Annotated in this window: 14 protein-coding genes and 1 pseudogene; all 15 read left to right on the top strand. The window is 41.3% G+C overall.

Going from position 1 to position 16,153, the window contains the following annotated elements:
• Window positions 1-50 precede the first annotated feature (50 nt).
• The 15 genes and pseudogenes from HMPREF2961_RS06985 to pyrE all read left to right on the top strand — a co-directional run bounded on the left by HMPREF2961_RS06985 (window position 51) and on the right by pyrE (window position 16,032).
• Complete coding sequence (locus HMPREF2961_RS06985; RefSeq protein ID WP_024636296.1) at window positions 51-1,721, top strand: formate--tetrahydrofolate ligase; 1,671 nt, start codon at window positions 51-53, stop codon at window positions 1,719-1,721.
• A 173-nt stretch (window positions 1,722-1,894) separates the two neighbouring features.
• Window positions 1,895-2,281: a hypothetical protein gene (locus HMPREF2961_RS06980; RefSeq protein WP_002315065.1), complete on the top strand. Its 387-nt coding sequence runs from the start codon at window positions 1,895-1,897 to the stop codon at window positions 2,279-2,281.
• Complete coding sequence (locus HMPREF2961_RS06975; RefSeq protein ID WP_002309327.1) at window positions 2,268-2,966, top strand: CBS domain-containing protein; 699 nt, start codon at window positions 2,268-2,270, stop codon at window positions 2,964-2,966. The genes HMPREF2961_RS06980 and HMPREF2961_RS06975 overlap by 14 nt, the downstream gene beginning before the upstream one ends.
• 4 nt (window positions 2,967-2,970) lie before the next feature.
• The gene (lspA, locus tag HMPREF2961_RS06970) at window positions 2,971-3,435 is read left to right on the top strand and encodes a signal peptidase II (RefSeq protein WP_002309326.1); all 465 of its coding nucleotides are present in this window, start codon (window positions 2,971-2,973) and stop codon (window positions 3,433-3,435) included.
• Window positions 3,432-4,343, top strand: a complete 912-nt coding sequence (locus HMPREF2961_RS06965) for an RluA family pseudouridine synthase (protein ID WP_002315064.1) — start codon at window positions 3,432-3,434, stop codon at window positions 4,341-4,343. Before lspA ends, HMPREF2961_RS06965 begins: the two co-directional genes overlap by 4 nt.
• A gap of 235 nt (window positions 4,344-4,578) precedes the next feature.
• Window positions 4,579-5,118: a bifunctional pyr operon transcriptional regulator/uracil phosphoribosyltransferase PyrR gene (gene pyrR / locus HMPREF2961_RS06960; RefSeq protein ID WP_070704400.1), complete on the top strand. Its 540-nt coding sequence runs from the start codon at window positions 4,579-4,581 to the stop codon at window positions 5,116-5,118.
• 13 nt (window positions 5,119-5,131) lie between these two features.
• A complete protein-coding gene (locus HMPREF2961_RS06955) occupies window positions 5,132-6,415 on the top strand; it encodes a solute carrier family 23 protein (protein ID WP_002315063.1) in 1,284 nt (427 codons plus the stop codon).
• 12 nt (window positions 6,416-6,427) lie between these two features.
• Window positions 6,428-7,354: an aspartate carbamoyltransferase catalytic subunit gene (locus HMPREF2961_RS06950; RefSeq protein WP_002315062.1), complete on the top strand. Its 927-nt coding sequence runs from the start codon at window positions 6,428-6,430 to the stop codon at window positions 7,352-7,354.
• Between the two features lie 18 nt (window positions 7,355-7,372).
• The gene (locus tag HMPREF2961_RS06945; protein ID WP_002315061.1) at window positions 7,373-8,653 is read left to right on the top strand and encodes a dihydroorotase; all 1,281 of its coding nucleotides are present in this window, start codon (window positions 7,373-7,375) and stop codon (window positions 8,651-8,653) included.
• A gap of 4 nt (window positions 8,654-8,657) precedes the next feature.
• Window positions 8,658-9,734: a carbamoyl phosphate synthase small subunit gene (locus HMPREF2961_RS06940; protein ID WP_002315060.1), complete on the top strand. Its 1,077-nt coding sequence runs from the start codon at window positions 8,658-8,660 to the stop codon at window positions 9,732-9,734.
• Between the two features lie 4 nt (window positions 9,735-9,738).
• Window positions 9,739-12,924 carry a carbamoyl-phosphate synthase large subunit gene (carB, locus tag HMPREF2961_RS06935; RefSeq protein WP_070704397.1) on the top strand — a complete coding sequence of 1,062 codons (3,186 nt, stop codon included), beginning with the start codon at window positions 9,739-9,741 and terminating at the stop codon, window positions 12,922-12,924.
• Between the two features lie 53 nt (window positions 12,925-12,977).
• Window positions 12,978-13,754, top strand: a complete 777-nt coding sequence (locus tag HMPREF2961_RS06930) for a dihydroorotate dehydrogenase electron transfer subunit (protein WP_002315058.1) — start codon at window positions 12,978-12,980, stop codon at window positions 13,752-13,754.
• Window positions 13,751-14,683: a dihydroorotate dehydrogenase gene (locus HMPREF2961_RS06925; RefSeq protein WP_002315057.1), complete on the top strand. Its 933-nt coding sequence runs from the start codon at window positions 13,751-13,753 to the stop codon at window positions 14,681-14,683. Before HMPREF2961_RS06930 ends, HMPREF2961_RS06925 begins: the two co-directional genes overlap by 4 nt.
• Window positions 14,680-15,393: pseudogene (pyrF, locus tag HMPREF2961_RS15730) on the top strand (orotidine-5'-phosphate decarboxylase); the annotation flags it as partial. The gene HMPREF2961_RS06925 and the pseudogene pyrF, both read left to right, overlap by 4 nt.
• Before the next feature lie 9 nt (window positions 15,394-15,402).
• A complete protein-coding gene (gene pyrE / locus HMPREF2961_RS15725) occupies window positions 15,403-16,032 on the top strand; it encodes an orotate phosphoribosyltransferase (RefSeq protein WP_029744090.1) in 630 nt (209 codons plus the stop codon).
• The last annotated feature ends 121 nt before the right edge of the window (window positions 16,033-16,153 follow it).

The following is a 16,153-nucleotide window of genomic DNA, read 5'->3' as shown; positions in this document are numbered from 1 at the left end:
TAACAAAGAAGATGTTTTGTTGAATAAAGTTCGTGAAAAGGGGTAATCAAATGAAGAGTGATCTGCAAATTTCACAAGAAACAGAGCTAGAACCGATTATTGAAGTAGCTAGTAAATTAGATCTTAAGGAAGACGATTTGGAACTGTATGGGAAATATAAGGCGAAAATCAATTTTTCTGGAATCAATCGATCAAAGGATAACGCTGAGGGGCATTTGATCTTAGTTACTTCCATCAATCCAACACCAGCTGGCGAAGGAAAGTCAACGATCACTGTAGGATTAGGAGACGCGCTTAATAAAATCAATAAAAAATCTGTTATTGCATTGCGAGAACCCTCACTTGGTCCTGTGATGGGAATCAAAGGTGGTGCTGCAGGCGGAGGATATGCACAGGTATTGCCTATGGAAGATATCAACTTGCATTTTACTGGTGACATGCATGCTATCACAACAGCTAATAATGCATTATCTGCTCTTTTAGATAATCATATTCATCAAGGAAATGAATTGAACATCGATGCCCGCCGAGTGATTTGGAAACGGGTAGTCGATCTCAATGATCGTGAACTGCGTAAAGTAATCGTTGGCTTGGGTGGGCCAATCCAAGGTGTCCCAAGAGAAGATGGGTTTGATATCACAGTTGCTAGCGAAATCATGGCTATCTTGTGTCTTGCGGCAGACCTTGAAGATTTAAAGGCTCGTCTTGCAAGGATCGTTGTCGGCTATACATTTGACCGTCAGCCTGTGACTGCTGGAGACTTGAAAGCAGAAGGCGCTCTGGCATTACTGCTGAAAGATGCAATCAAGCCGAATCTTGTACAAACAATTTACGGAACACCAGCTTTTGTCCACGGGGGACCGTTTGCCAATATCGCCCATGGCTGCAATAGTATTTTAGCTACCAAGACAGCATTGAGATTAGCAGATTACGTTGTCACAGAGGCAGGATTTGGTGCAGATCTTGGCGGAGAGAAATTTTTAGATATCAAAGTACCTAACTTGAAAAAAGCGCCGGATGCAGTGGTGATCGTCGCAACAATCCGCGCATTGAAAATGCATGGTGGAATGAAAAAAGATGAACTTAAAAATGAGAATCTTGACGCTTTGAAAATAGGTTTTGCAAATTTAAAACGTCATATACGTAACATGGAACAATACCAACTCCCTGTGATCGTTGCAATCAATGAATTCGTAACAGATACAGATAGTGAGCTTACACTGCTGGAGCACTTGTGCGAAGATCAGGGAATCCTTGCTAAAAGAGCAAGTGTATGGGCAAATGGAGCAGAAGGTGGCGTTGATTTAGCAGAAGCTGTGGTACGATTGATTGATAGAAAAGAGGCTGATTACAAGCCATTGTATCGCCTAGAAGAAACGATACAAGAAAAGACTGAAACAATCGTCAAGAAAATCTACGGAGGAAATGGTGTTGTTTTTAGTAAAAAGGCGCAAAAACAAATAGAAGAATTTACGAAAAATGGATGGAATAATTTGCCGATTTGTATGGCGAAAACCCAATATTCATTCTCTGATGATCCTTCATTGCTAGGCGCACCTGAAGATTTCACCATCACGATCCGAGAGATCATCCCAAAATTAGGGGCAGGATTTTTAGTAGCCTTAACTGGGGATGTTATGACGATGCCTGGTTTGCCTAAAAAACCTGCTGCATTAAATATGGACGTGACAAACGACGGAGAAGTATTGGGATTGTTTTAAGCTTGATTATAATCTACCGTATACTAAATGACTTTCATTAAACATAAGAGGAGCTGTATTTTGACTACAGCTTCTTTTTTTGAAGGTGTCAAGAGATTAATTGTGTTTGCACTAGGATCATTCTTTTTCTTTATTGTATTTTGAGCTATACTAAAGCATAATAGGAGGGTACGATGAAAACGACATTTATAAGAAAAACCGGTTTTTACGGTATGGGCAGCTCGATTCAATTAAGAATCAATAATGAAAAACGCAGTGTTCTCAATCATGAACAAAAGATAACGCTTGATCTGGAAGTGCCCTTTACGATGCAGGTCACCTTTTATTGGCTAAAAAGCCCCGTTTATACAGTGAAAGAAGCAAAGCCTGTTTATGTGATCACAATGAATGGTTTGATTCTTCAAATCTACCCGTTCTTATTTCTGGCAACTGGATTGGGGGCCGTTTTCCTACAAAATCTATTTTTCAGTTTTTTTGCAGTTATCGTGTTATTTGCGTTCTTTTTCTATATAAAAAACCGGGCATATTTGATCAAGGAGGAAAATTATGGCAAACTCTGATCTTTTTTTAATCAGTTTCAATCGAATCGAAAAATGGATGAGAGACGAGATGGGAAATGCACGAAACATGGGATTTACCGAACTTGTCAGACGCCTAGCTCAAAGAAAACAATTGATGATCAGAAAATATGAAGATGATCTTTTACAGCTTGCTCAGTTAAGGAATGCAATCGTCCATGACCGAATCGCCGTCGATTTTGTCATTGCAGAACCAAATGATTGGACAGTCAAGCGAATCCAGTTGATCGAACAAGAACTGATACGCCCAGAAACCGTACTACCTCGATTTGCAAAACGTGTAACAGGTTTTGAGCAAGATCTTCCGCTACTTGAACTGTTAAAGATAGTAGCAGAAAAAAGGTATTCACAGTTTCCGTTATATAATAAAGGAAAATTTGTAGCATTGATTACTTTACGGAATATCGGATTTTGGCTAGCAAAAGAAAGCCAAAAAGGTCCTGTTGATTTAACAAATAAACGAGCATTGGATTTGATTATCCAGAATGGGAAGTACACAAATTATCATTTTGTTCCAGCAAAAACACATATTTACGAGGTTGAAGCGATGTTTCGCGAGCAAGGAACTTTGGAAGCCGTACTTATCACTAAAGATGGGAATCCCGATGGTAATCTGCTTGGGATCATACGACCTCGCGATATTTATAAACAAATAGAAAAGGATTGATTTTTTGTTAATTATTTATTGGATATTCAGCGCTCTGCTAGTGGGAGTGGATCAGCTGGTCAAATGGTGGATCACTGATAATTTAGCGCTTGGAGAGACGAAAAGTCTTATACCAGGTATTTTGTCACTGAATCATATTCGAAACACTGGAGCCGCATGGAGTATGCTAGAAGGGAAGATGTGGTTCTTTACTATAGTGACACTCATTGCAGTCGTTGTGATTCTCACATTGATGATTAAAAATCGGGAAAAAGGCAATCGCTGGTTCATGATTGGATTGAGCCTGATTCTAGCTGGTGCGATTGGCAACTTTATTGATCGTCTCCGACTTGGCTATGTAGTAGATATGTTTCAAACAGACTTTATGAACTTTCCAATTTTCAATGTAGCAGATGTGACACTTGTATGTGGAGTGATCTGTATATTAATTTATATTATTTTAGATGAAAAGGATCAAAGGAAAAAATGACCGAACTTAAAACAACGATTCGCCATGAATCTGGTAGGATCGATAAAGTATTGACTAATCTATTCAGTGATTACAGCCGTTCGCAAATTCAATTGTGGCTGAAAGAACGTGCGGTTTCTGTCAATGGACAACCAGTCAAAGCAAATTACAAAGTAAAACAAGGAGACGAGATCACTGTCTTGATTCCTGAACCAGAAACATTAGATGTTGTCCCAGAGAACATCCCGTTGACCATCGTTTACGAAGATGAAGATGTTGCGGTAATCAATAAACCCCAAGGAATGGTCGTTCATCCTTCAGCAGGTCATACGCATGGCACAATGGTCAATGCGCTGATGTATCATATCAAGGATCTTTCTACGATCAACGGGGTTATCCGACCAGGTATCGTCCACCGAATCGACAAAGATACTTCAGGTCTGCTGATGGTTGCTAAAAATGACCAGGCACACGAATCATTAGCTAAGCAACTAAAAGATAAGACTTCTTTACGTAAATATGTTGCTTTAGTCCATGGAGAGATTCCTCACGAAAAAGGCACGATCAATGCGCCAATCGGCCGTTCGAAAGAAAACCGAAAAATGCAGGCGATAAGAGAAGACGGGAAGCCAGCTGTCACGCATTTTACTGTGTTGGAACGTTTTGAAGGTTTTACTCTGGTTGAATTAAAACTGGAAACTGGAAGAACACATCAGATCCGCGTGCATATGAAGTATATCGGCTATCCGTTAGCTGGAGATCCAGTATATGGACCGAAGAAAACTTTGAAAGGCAATGGCCAGTTTCTCCATGCGCAAATGCTAGGTTTTACACACCCGACTACAAACGAAAAGATGGTCTTTGAAGCACCTCTTCCAGAAGTTTTTGAAAAAACTTTAGAAAAATTAAGAAAAAACATTGCATTTTAATTTGGATAACGGTATAGTAATTAACAACGAAAGCATAAAACTTAATAGAATTCCTTTAAGTTTAGTCCCGTGAGGCTAAGAAGGGTGGGAGCAAGGATACGTATGGTGCGCCATAAAGTAAATTGCTCATTGACATAGTATAGCTATCAGTGTATCAGTATACGCTCAGTCTAAACATTCCTCCTGTCCTCTTAGGGCAGGAGTTTTTTTATGCAAAAAAGTAGGGGGAATGAAAATGCAAGCAAAAGAAGTAGTAGATCAGGTAACGATGAAGCGAGCATTGACTCGAATTACTTATGAGATTATCGAGAGAAACCATAGTATCCAAGATATCGTATTGGTAGGTATCAAAACACGAGGGATCTACATTGCATCAAGAATCGCTGAACGTTTGAAGCAACTAGAAGATATCGATATTCCTGTGGGAGAACTAGATATCACTTTATACCGAGATGACAAAAAAGAAAATCCAGAAGAACCGGAACTTCATTCTTCTGACATCCCAGTTTCCTTAGAAGGAAAAGAAGTTATTTTGATTGATGATGTTTTGTATACAGGACGAACGATTCGAGCGGCAATGGACGCAGTAATGGATTTTGGCAGACCAAGAAAAATTTCATTAGCAGTCCTAGTAGATCGTGGGCATCGAGAATTGCCAATCCGTGCAGATTATGTTGGAAAGAACATTCCAACATCTCGGGCGGAAGAGATTTTAGTAGAGATGCAAGAGATTGATGGACAAGATCGCATCATGATTTTGAAAGAGGAAGATTAGAGGAGAGAGAAACATGTCGGAGAAAAAAGGATTTCATAATGATGACGTGGTGTTAGATATCCACGATCGCCCAACCCCAGGACATTGGGTTGGATTAAGTTTACAACACTTGTTCACGATGTTCGGAGCAACCGTGTTAGTACCTATCTTAGTAGGGATCGATCCAGGTATCGCGCTAGTCAGTTCAGGACTAGGGACATTGGTGTACTTATTTACTACTAAAGGAAAGATACCGGCGTACTTAGGAAGCAGCTTCGCTTTCATTGCGGCGATGCAGCTTTTGATGAAAACAGATGGTTATCCAGCGATTGCACAAGGAGCAGTCACAACTGGATTAGTCTACTTGATTGTTGCGCTGATCATCAAAAAGATCGGTTCAGCATGGCTGGATAAAATCTTGCCTCCGATCGTCGTCGGCCCAGTCATCATGGTTATCGGGTTGGGACTTGCGGCAAATGCAGCAACAAATGCTATGTATAATCAAGGCACATATGATTTCAAGTATATTGCCGTAGCACTGATCACATTAGGATTGACCATCTTCTTCAACATGTGGCTAAGAGGTTTTCTCGGATTGATTCCGATTTTACTAGGTATTATTAGCGGGTACATCGTAGCCTTGCTGTTTGGAATCGTGGATACTAAGCCAATCGTAGACGCTGCCTGGTTTGCTGTTCCTAACTTTGAGATTCCATTTGTACAATATGAACCAAAGCTATATCTTGGAGCAATCACAACAATGGCACCCATCGCTTTTGTGACGATGACAGAGCATATCGGCCATCTTATGGTATTGAATAAACTAACTAAACGTAATTTCTTTGAAGAACCGGGTCTTCATAAGACGTTGACAGGTGATGGCTTAGCACAAATCGTAGCAGCCTTCGTTGGTGGACCTCCTGTAACAAGTTACGGCGAAAACATTGGTGTTCTGGCTATCACACGCGTCCACAGCGTGTTTGTGATTGGGGGAGCTGCAGTTTTTGCAGTCGTTTTGGGATTCGTAGGAAAATTAAGCGCTTTGATTTTAAGTATCCCTGGACCAGTCATCTCAGGAATCAGTTTTATCTTGTTTGGCGTCATTGCAGCAAGCGGAATGAAGATTTTGATCGAGAACAAAATCGATTTTGACAAAAAGAAAAATCTGTTGATTGCTTCAGTTATCCTAGTAGTAGGAATTGGCGGACTTGTCTTTGAAGTAGGCACATTTACATTGTCGGCAATGGCGTTAGCAACTGTACTTGGCATCATTTTAAATCTTATCTTACCAGAAACTTCACGAAGCGAAGAAAACTAAGGAGGAAACATTATGATCATCAAATCAGAACGTATCAGTTTAAAGCATTTATTGACCGTTGAGGCACTTACTGACCAAGAAGTTATGGGCTTGATTCGCAGAGGGCAAGAATTCAAGCAAGGGGCTAATTGGACTCCGCAAAAGCGCCAGTACTTTGCTACAAACCTCTTTTTCGAAAATAGTACCCGCACACATAAAAGTTTTGACGTAGCGGAGAAAAAACTAGGGCTCGAAGTGATTGAATTTGAAGCAAGTACAAGCTCTGTCCAAAAAGGAGAAACGTTATACGATACAGTACTGACGATGTCTGCATTAGGTGTAGACGTAGCGGTCATCCGTCATGGTGATGAGAACTATTATGACGAACTGATACAAAGCAAAACCATCCAGTGCTCGATTATTAATGGGGGAGACGGAAGCGGACAGCATCCAACCCAATGCTTGCTTGATTTGATGACGATTTATGAAGAATTTGGACACTTTGAAGGACTGAAAGTTGCCATTGTAGGGGACATCACTCACTCTCGGGTAGCGAAATCCAATATGCAGATGTTAAAACGCTTAGGTGCACAAGTATTCTTCTCAGGTCCTAGAGAATGGTACGATGAGGAGTTCGAAGTATACGGACATTATATGCCATTGGACGAACTGCTAAATCAAGTTGATGTCATGATGATGCTTCGAGTGCAACACGAACGCCATGATGGAAAAGAAAGCTTCTCAAAAGAAGGCTACCATCAGGAATATGGTTTGACAGTTGAACGTGCGAAGAAGCTGCAAAAACATGCAATCATTATGCACCCAGCACCAGTTAACCGCGATGTGGAATTAGCTGATTCATTAGTGGAAGGATTACAGTCACGAATCGTTCAACAAATGAGCAATGGTGTCTTTGTCAGAATGGCAATCTTAGAAGCAGTGCTAAATGGAAAAGCGTAATTATAGGAGGATGAAAAAATGAAAACACTCATTAAAAACGGTCAGATCAATACACGAAAAAATATGACGACACCAGCAGAAATTTGGATAGAAGATGGGCGAATCAAAGCAATCGGTACAGGATTCTCAGAAGCCGAATTTGATGAAGTGTTTGATGCAAAGGGACAATTGATCACACCTGGTTTAGTGGACGTCCATGTCCATTTGAGAGAGCCAGGATTTACATACAAGGAGACGATCGAAGCTGGAACTCGCTCAGCTGCACGTGGTGGTTTTACTACTGTATGCGCGATGCCGAATTTAAATCCTGTACCTGATACGGCAGAAAAGCTGAAACAAGTATATGACATCATTAGAAAAGATGCAGTTGTGAAGGTATTACAGTATGCGCCAATCACAGAAAATCTGCGAAGTGAGAAATTAGTTGATCAAGAAGCACTGATTGAAGAAGGTGCTTTTGCTTTCACAAATGACGGTGTAGGTGTCCAAACGGCTGGAACGATGTATCTGGCTATGAAAGAAGCTGCGAAAAACAATAAAGCACTAGTAGCCCATACAGAAGACGAATCTTTATTATTTGGCGGTGTTATGCACGCTGGCAAGAAGGCAGAAGAACTTGGTCTTCCCGGGATCTTAAGTGTAACCGAGTCTTCTCAAATCGCCAGAGATTTGTTGCTAGCTGAAGCAACTGGTGTTCATTACCATGTGTGCCACGTATCTACTAAAGAGAGTGTCCGAATAATCAGAGACGCAAAAAAAGCAGGAATCCACGTAACAGCGGAAGTTTCGCCCCATCATCTTATTTTAATCGACGAAGATATTCCCGAAGATTTCGGCTTTTGGAAAATGAATCCACCGCTAAGAGGACGGGAGGACAGGGAGGCCTTGATCGAAGGTTTGCTTGACGGCACAATCGATTGTATCGCTACAGATCATGCCCCACATGGATTAGAAGAAAAAAGCCAAAGCTTCATGAAATCACCATTTGGCATCGTAGGAAGCGAAACAGCATTCCAACTGATCTACACTCATTTTGTAGAAACTGGACAATTCACATTGGAACAAGTAATCAATTGGTTGGCAGTTAAACCGGCTGAGATTTTTGGTTTGAATGCAGGAACGCTGACAGTCGGCGCACCCGCTGATGTAGCAATTTTTGATATTACAAAAACTTGCACGATCGATAAAGAAGACTTTTTATCAAAAGGGGAAAATACACCTTTTATCGGCTGGAAAGTAAAAGGCGAAACACAAATGACTTTTGTCAACGGAAAACTTGTGTGGCAGAAGGGAGAATAAAAGTATGGAACGTTTGCTTATATTAGAAGATGGAACAGTTTTCGAAGGAAAAGCTTTCGGCGCGGATGTAAATGTCTTCGGAGAAATCGTTTTTACAACAAGTATGACTGGTTATCAAGAAACCATCACCGATCAAAGTTTCAACGGTCAAATCATTACATTTACCTATCCTATGGTGGGCAATTATGGGGTAAATAGAGATGATTATGAATCGATTTCTCCAACATGCAAAGGAGTAGTAGTAAAAGAGCACGCGCGTGTAGCTTCAAACTGGCGAAACCAAATGACGCTAGATTCATTTTTGAAACAAAAAGGGATTCCTGGAATATCAGGTATCGATACGCGCGCCCTTACTCGTAAAATCCGTGAAGTCGGAACGATGAAAGCAAGTATCGTTGATGCTGGAGATTCCTTCGAACATGCATTTGATCAGCTGAAAGCAACCGTTCTAGCAACCAATCAAGTGCAGCAAGTCTCCACTAACAAACCCTATCCAAGTCCAGGAACAGGACGGAAAGTCATCGTCATTGACTTCGGCTTGAAACATAGTATTTTACGAGAATTGAGTAAAAGAAACTGTAACCTCACAGTACTTCCCTATAACACAGATGCCGAGACGATTTTAGCGCTATCACCAGACGGAGTCATGCTGACGAATGGACCTGGTGATCCAAAAGATGTGCCAGAAGCAATCGAAATGATCAAAAAAATCCAAGGAAAAGTACCGATTTTTGGTATTTGCCTTGGCCACCAGTTATTTGCTTTAGCTAACGGTGCAGATACCTATAAAATGAAATTCGGACATCGAGGATTAAATCATCCAGTCCGAGAAGTAGCGACCGGAAGAATTGATTTTACTTCTCAAAATCATGGCTATGCAGTCGATGAAGCCACGATTGATCCAGAAAAACTCATCGTAACCCATGTAGAAGTGAATGACGGAACAGTAGAAGGAGTCAAACACAGAGATTATCCCGCTTTCAGTGTGCAGTTTCATCCAGATGCTGCCCCTGGTCCGCATGATGCACTACATTTATTTGATGAATTTATGGAAATGATGGATGCAGGAAAGGAGCAGTAAACAGATGCCGAAACGTACAGATATCAAGAAAATTATGGTGATTGGATCTGGTCCGATCATCATTGGTCAAGCCGCAGAATTTGACTACGCAGGAACACAAGCTTGTCTTGCCTTAAAAGAAGAAGGATATGAAGTGGTTTTAGTAAATTCTAATCCTGCGACGATCATGACGGACAAAGAAGTGGCAGATCAAGTATATATCGAACCGATCACACTTGAATTTGTATCAAGGATTCTTCGAAAAGAGCGTCCAGATGCTCTCCTTCCAACTTTAGGCGGACAGACAGGCCTCAATATGGCAATGGAGCTGGCAGCATCTGGTATTTTAGAAGAATTGAACATAGAACTTCTAGGAACGAAGCTTTCTGCGATCGATCAAGCAGAAGACCGTGATCTATTCAAACAGTTGATGAAAGAATTGAATCAGCCGATCCCCGAATCTGAAATCGTCAATACAGTAGAAGAAGCTGTAGCGTTTGCAAATAAAATCGGCTATCCCGTCATCGTTCGTCCAGCCTTTACTTTAGGCGGGACTGGTGGAGGCATGTGTGAAAATGAAGAAAAATTACGAACAGTCTCAGAAAATGGATTAAGTCTTTCCCCAGCTACCCAATGTTTGATTGAACGAAGTATTGCGGGTTTTAAAGAAATTGAATATGAAGTGATGAGAGATTCGGCTGATAATGCAATCGTTGTCTGCAATATGGAAAATTTTGACCCAGTGGGTATCCATACAGGTGATTCTATCGTATTTGCTCCTAGCCAGACATTGTCTGACCATGAATATCAAATGCTTCGTGATGCTTCTCTTTCGATTATTCGAGCACTTAAGATCGAAGGAGGCTGTAACGTCCAACTTGCTCTTGATCCACATAGCCTTAATTATTATGTGATTGAAGTCAATCCGCGTGTTTCTCGTTCATCGGCGTTAGCAAGTAAGGCGACTGGTTATCCGATCGCTAAGCTAGCTGCTAAAATAGCGCTTGGATTAACATTAGACGAAATGAAAAATCCTGTCACAGGAACGACTTTTGCAGAATTTGAACCTGCATTAGATTATGTTGTAGCTAAAATTCCTCGCTGGCCATTTGATAAGTTTGAAAACGGAGAACGGCTTTTAGGCACACAGATGAAAGCAACTGGTGAAGTGATGGCTATCGGTCGAAATATCGAAGAGTCTTTATTGAAAGCTGTGCGTTCTTTAGAAATCGGTACACACCATATCGAACTTCCTGAGTTGGCAGACATCACGGACGATGACCTAATCCAAAAAGTGGTTCGAGCACAAGATGATCGCCTGTTTTATGTAGCTGAAGCTATTAGAAGAGGGTACACCATAGAAGAATTGGCAGATTTGACAAAAATCGATTTATTCTTTTTAGATAAACTGTTGCATATCGTAGAAATCGAACAGCAGTTGAAACAGCAGCCGTTGGATGACAGGATATTGAAAACAGCGAAACAAAATGGTTTTACAGACAAAAAAGTGGCGGAGCTGTGGGAAATAAACGAAGAAGCCGTTCGCCAGATGAGAAAAGAAAATGATTTGATTCCTGTATATAAGATGGTTGACACTTGTGCAGCGGAATTCGAATCAAAAACGCCTTATTTTTATAGTTCCTATGAATATGAAAATGAAAGTTCACGATCAGAAAAGCCCTCAGTTCTAGTACTGGGATCTGGTCCTATCCGTATCGGACAAGGAGTTGAATTTGACTATGCGACTGTGCATTCTGTCAAAGCAATCCAGCAGGCAGGATACGAGGCAATCATCATGAACAGCAATCCGGAAACAGTTTCTACTGACTTTTCTATTTCGGATAAATTATATTTTGAGCCATTGACCTTCGAAGATGTGATGAATGTGATCGAGCTAGAACAGCCGATAGGAGTAATCGTTCAATTCGGTGGTCAGACAGCAATCAACTTAGCCGAACCTTTGACTGCTGCTGGTGTAAAAATCTTAGGGACAACGATCGAAGACTTGGATCGTGCGGAAAATCGTGATTTATTCGAGCAAGCGCTGAAAGAGTTGGGTATTCCTCAACCTTTAGGGGATACTGCTACAAGTAAAGAAGAAGCCGTGGTTATCGCTTCGAGAATTGGTTATCCAGTTCTTGTTCGTCCAAGCTATGTATTAGGCGGGCGTGCGATGGAAATCGTTGAAAATCAGCGAGATTTAGAAGACTACATGGAGCATGCTGTGAAAGCTTCTCCAGAACATCCAGTACTAGTGGACCGCTATTTGCTTGGTGGTGAATGCGAAGTGGATGCGATTTGTGACGGTGAAACAGTACTCATCCCAGGGATCATGGAGCATATTGAGCGTGCCGGTGTCCATTCAGGGGATTCAATGGCTGTGTATCCACCTCAAACATTATCTGAATCGATCAAGAAAACGATTGAAGACTACACGATCCGTTTAGCATTAGGTTTGAACTGTGTCGGGATGATGAATATCCAGTTCGTCATCCATGAAAATGAGGTTTATGTGATCGAAGTCAATCCTCGAGCAAGTCGGACTGTTCCATTCTTAAGTAAGGTGACAGGAATTCCAATGGCACAAATTGCGACGAAAGCTATTTTGGGAGAGAAATTAAAGACACTTGGTTATGAAAACGGACTTTATAAGGAAACAAAAGAAGTCCATGTTAAAGCGCCCGTCTTTTCTTTTACTAAATTGCAGAAAGTCGATACTTACTTAGGGCCTGAAATGAAATCGACTGGAGAAGTAATGGGGTCTGACAGACAATTAGACAAAGCTTTGTACAAGGCATTTGAAGCTTCTGGATTACACTTGCCTGAATATGGAGCCGTATTGTTTACGATTGCGGATGAAACAAAAGAAGAAGCACTAGAGTTAGCTAAACGTTTTACAGAAATCGGCTATAGTCTGATAGGAACGAAACATACAGCTGCCTATTTCGAAAAACATGGTTTGGTCGTTGAAACAGTTGCGAAAATTTCTGAGGAAGCAGCAGAAAAAAATGTAGTTGACTTGATACGAGATGGTAAAACACAAGTGGTTGTCAATACGATTGATAAAGATCGGGGAAATGCTTCTAAAGACGGCTTCATTATCCGAAGAGAAGCAGTTGAACATGGTATTCCGTTGTTTACTTCTTTAGACACAGCAGATGCAATCGTTCGAGTGATGGAATCTCGTGCATTTTCAACCAACCCTATTTAACGGTGTACACATGTTAAGACCGAAAGAAGAAAATCCGTTACAGGAGGGGACAGATGAAACAAGAAATGATGGAAATCGTTCAGCAAAAACAGCTGGCACCAAAGATTTTTGAAATGACATTAAAAGGTGATCTAGTAAAAGAAATGCAGCAACCAGGACAGTTCTTGCATATCCTCGTGCCGCGTGCAGACTTGCTGCTACGCCGACCGATTAGCTTGAATCATATCGATCACGAGACAAATACTTGCCGTATTATCTATCGGGTGGAAGGTGAGGGGACTAGCGTCTTCTCTACTCTTTCTGCCGGAGACCATTTAGATGTCATGGGTCCTTTAGGTAATGGTTTTGATTTATCTGGTCTTCATACAGGAGACGAAGTATTTATAATCGGTGGAGGAATCGGTGTCCCTCCCCTGTATGAGTTATCAAAGCAGTTAGTCAAAAAAGGGATCAAACCAACGCACTTTTTAGGTTTTGCCACACATGAAGTCGTTTATTATGAAAAAGAATTTAATCGTCTAGGAGAAACAAGAATCGCTACTGACGATGGAACATACGGTATGCACGGAAATGTCGGTAATTTATTGTTAGGAACGAAGACGAAACCTACAGCTGTTTTTGCATGTGGTTCCAACGGGTTATTGAAGACAGTGGAACAGCTGTTTTCTTCGCATCAAAATGTCCAGTTATCATTAGAATCCCGCATGGCATGTGGGATAGGGGCTTGCTATGCTTGCGTTTGTCATACGCCGGAAGATGAAACAGGAACAAAAAGTGTGAAAGTTTGTGACGAAGGACCGATTTTTAAAATAGGAGAGGTAATTATATGAATGAGAATCCTTTAGCGGTCAAACTTCCTGGCCTAGAATTAAAAAATCCTATCATGCCGGCAAGCGGCTGTTTCGGTTTTGGCAAAGAATACGGAAAATACTATGATTTGAATCAGCTTGGTTCGATCATGGTCAAGGCAACGACTCCAAATGCTCGCTTTGGCAATCCTACACCGAGAGTGGCGGAAACACCATCGGGCATGTTGAATGCGATTGGGTTACAAAATCCTGGTCTAGACGTTGTTATGCATAAACTTCTTCCAGAATTAGAGGAGTACAATGAGTTACCCATCATCGCAAATGTCGCTGGTGCTTGCGAAGAAGACTATGTAGAAGTTTGTAGCAAAATCGGCGAAGCGCCAAATGTGAAAGCAATCGAGCTGAATATTTCCTGTCCAAATGTCAAGCATGGCGGTATCGCTTTTGGAACAGATCCTGATGTTGCTTTTCAATTAACACAAGCAGTAAAGAAAGTTGCTTCTGTTCCTGTCTATGTCAAACTATCCCCCAATGTGACAGACATCGTTCCAATCGCTCAGGCAATCGAAGCTGGAGGGGCAGATGGATTTACAATGATCAATACACTACTTGGTATGCGGATTGACCTTAAGACAAGAAAACCGATTTTAGCCAATCAAACAGGTGGACTATCCGGACCAGCAATCAAGCCTGTCGCTATCCGTTTGATTCATCAAGTGGCAAGTATATCCAATCTTCCAATCATTGGGATGGGCGGCGTGCAGACAGTGGACGATGTTCTTGAGATGTTTATGGCTGGAGCAAGCGCTGTAGCTATAGGGACTGCGAATTTCACCGATCCCTATATCTGTCCTAAACTAATCAAAGAGCTCCCAGTGCGAATGAGCGAACTAGGTATTGAGTCACTGGAAAGATTAATCAAAGAAGTGAGAGAGGAACGTGAACGATGAACCAACTAAACCAACGACCAATCATTGCATTAGATTTTTCAACTTGGCAAGAAGTAGAAGACTTTCTTCGTTTTTTCCCAGAAGAAGAAAAATTGTTTGTGAAAATCGGAATGGAATTGTTCTACCAAGAAGGACCTGAAATCGTACGTTATCTAAAAGATGCTGGTCACGATGTGTTTTTAGATCTGAAACTTCACGATATTCCGAATACGGTCGAAAAAGCAATGCGGGGACTGGCAAAGCTTGGTGTTGATGTCACATGTGTTCATGCAGCTGGCGGTATTCGCATGATGGAGGCGGCAATGCGTGGATTAGAAGAAGGAACGCCAGAAGGTGGGAAACGTCCGCTACTTCTAGCTATCACTCAACTTACCTCTACAAGTGAAGAGGAGATGCATGCAGATCAACTAATCGAAGTTCCTTTAGAAAAAAGTGTGATCCATTACGCTAACTGTGCCAAAAAAGCAGGATTAGATGGTGTGGTTTCTTCTGCTTGGGAAGTAGAAGCGATCAAAGAAACGGCGGGAGATGAATTTGTTTGCTTAACTCCAGGGATAAGACCAGAAGGAACAGTCGCAGGAGATCAGACAAGAGTAGTCACACCTTCTCAAGCAAGAGAGATTGGCTCAACTTTCATCGTTGTGGGACGACCAATCACACAAGCAACTGATCCTTATGAAGCATACCGAACGATTCAAACAGAATGGAGTCAACCTAAAATGAATGTAGAACAAAGTATCGCAAAAGATCTATTAGAGATTGAAGCAGTATTTTTAAATCCAAGTGATCCTTTTACTTGGGCAAGTGGAATCAAAAGCCCCATTTACTGCGATAACCGAATCACGATGAGCTATCCAAAAGTCCGAAAAGAGATCGCAAAAGGCTTAGCAAGCAAAATCAAAGAAGCTTTCCCTGAAGTACAAGTAATTGCTGGAACTGCAACGGCAGGAATCCCTCATGCTGCATGGGTAGCGGAAATATTAGACTTGCCAATGGTCTATATTCGAAGTAAGGCGAAAGATCATGGGAAAGGCAATCAAATCGAAGGGCGTATAGTTGAAGGCCAGAAGATGGTTGTGATCGAGGATCTGATTTCTACAGGAGGCAGCGTCTTGGAAGCAGCTGAAGCAGCGAAAAGAGAAGGTGCAGATATCCTTGGTGTTGCAGCTATCTTTACGTATGAGTTGCCAAAAGGAAAAGCAAATTTCGAAAAAGCCGAAATCCCTCTTATGACGTTGACCAATTACTCTGTATTGATCGAAGCAGCTTTAGAAGATCGTTATATCGATGAGCAAGAATTAACTCTGCTAAAAGAATGGAAAAAAGATCCTGAAAATTGGCAGTCTTAAGTACAAAAACACTTAGATAATTGAAAAAATAAAGCTATGTTATTTTGAATATTTCTAAATTACCATTTCTCTACACCGTTATATTTTTAGAGGCTGGGACAGAAGCGTTTAACTCCAAGAA

The sequence above is a fragment of the Enterococcus sp. HMSC076E04 genome, assembly GCF_001814285.1.
In the GTDB taxonomy this organism is placed as follows: Bacteria; Bacillota; Bacilli; order Lactobacillales; family Enterococcaceae; genus Enterococcus_B; species Enterococcus_B lactis.
Note: the sequence above shows the minus strand (reverse complement) of the source record. Positions and strands in the feature narration are given on the sequence as shown.

Bases quoted from the DNA above. Each gene is read 5' to 3' on its own strand.
- HMPREF2961_RS06985 (WP_024636296.1), top strand. From the start codon at position 51: ATGAAGAGTGATCTGCAAATTTCACAAGAAACAGAGCTAGAACCGATT.
- HMPREF2961_RS06980 (WP_002315065.1), top strand. From the start codon at position 1,895: ATGAAAACGACATTTATAAGAAAAACCGGTTTTTACGGTATGGGCAGC.
- HMPREF2961_RS06975 (WP_002309327.1), top strand. From the start codon at position 2,268: ATGGCAAACTCTGATCTTTTTTTAATCAGTTTCAATCGAATCGAAAAA.
- HMPREF2961_RS06965 (WP_002315064.1), top strand. From the start codon at position 3,432: ATGACCGAACTTAAAACAACGATTCGCCATGAATCTGGTAGGATCGAT.
- pyrR (WP_070704400.1), top strand. From the start codon at position 4,579: ATGCAAGCAAAAGAAGTAGTAGATCAGGTAACGATGAAGCGAGCATTG.
- HMPREF2961_RS06955 (WP_002315063.1), top strand. From the start codon at position 5,132: ATGTCGGAGAAAAAAGGATTTCATAATGATGACGTGGTGTTAGATATC.
- HMPREF2961_RS06950 (WP_002315062.1), top strand. From the start codon at position 6,428: ATGATCATCAAATCAGAACGTATCAGTTTAAAGCATTTATTGACCGTT.
- HMPREF2961_RS06945 (WP_002315061.1), top strand. From the start codon at position 7,373: ATGAAAACACTCATTAAAAACGGTCAGATCAATACACGAAAAAATATG.
- HMPREF2961_RS06940 (WP_002315060.1), top strand. From the start codon at position 8,658: ATGGAACGTTTGCTTATATTAGAAGATGGAACAGTTTTCGAAGGAAAA.
- carB (WP_070704397.1), top strand. From the start codon at position 9,739: ATGCCGAAACGTACAGATATCAAGAAAATTATGGTGATTGGATCTGGT.
- HMPREF2961_RS06930 (WP_002315058.1), top strand. From the start codon at position 12,978: ATGAAACAAGAAATGATGGAAATCGTTCAGCAAAAACAGCTGGCACCA.
- HMPREF2961_RS06925 (WP_002315057.1), top strand. From the start codon at position 13,751: ATGAATGAGAATCCTTTAGCGGTCAAACTTCCTGGCCTAGAATTAAAA.
- pyrE (WP_029744090.1), top strand. From the start codon at position 15,403: ATGAATGTAGAACAAAGTATCGCAAAAGATCTATTAGAGATTGAAGCA.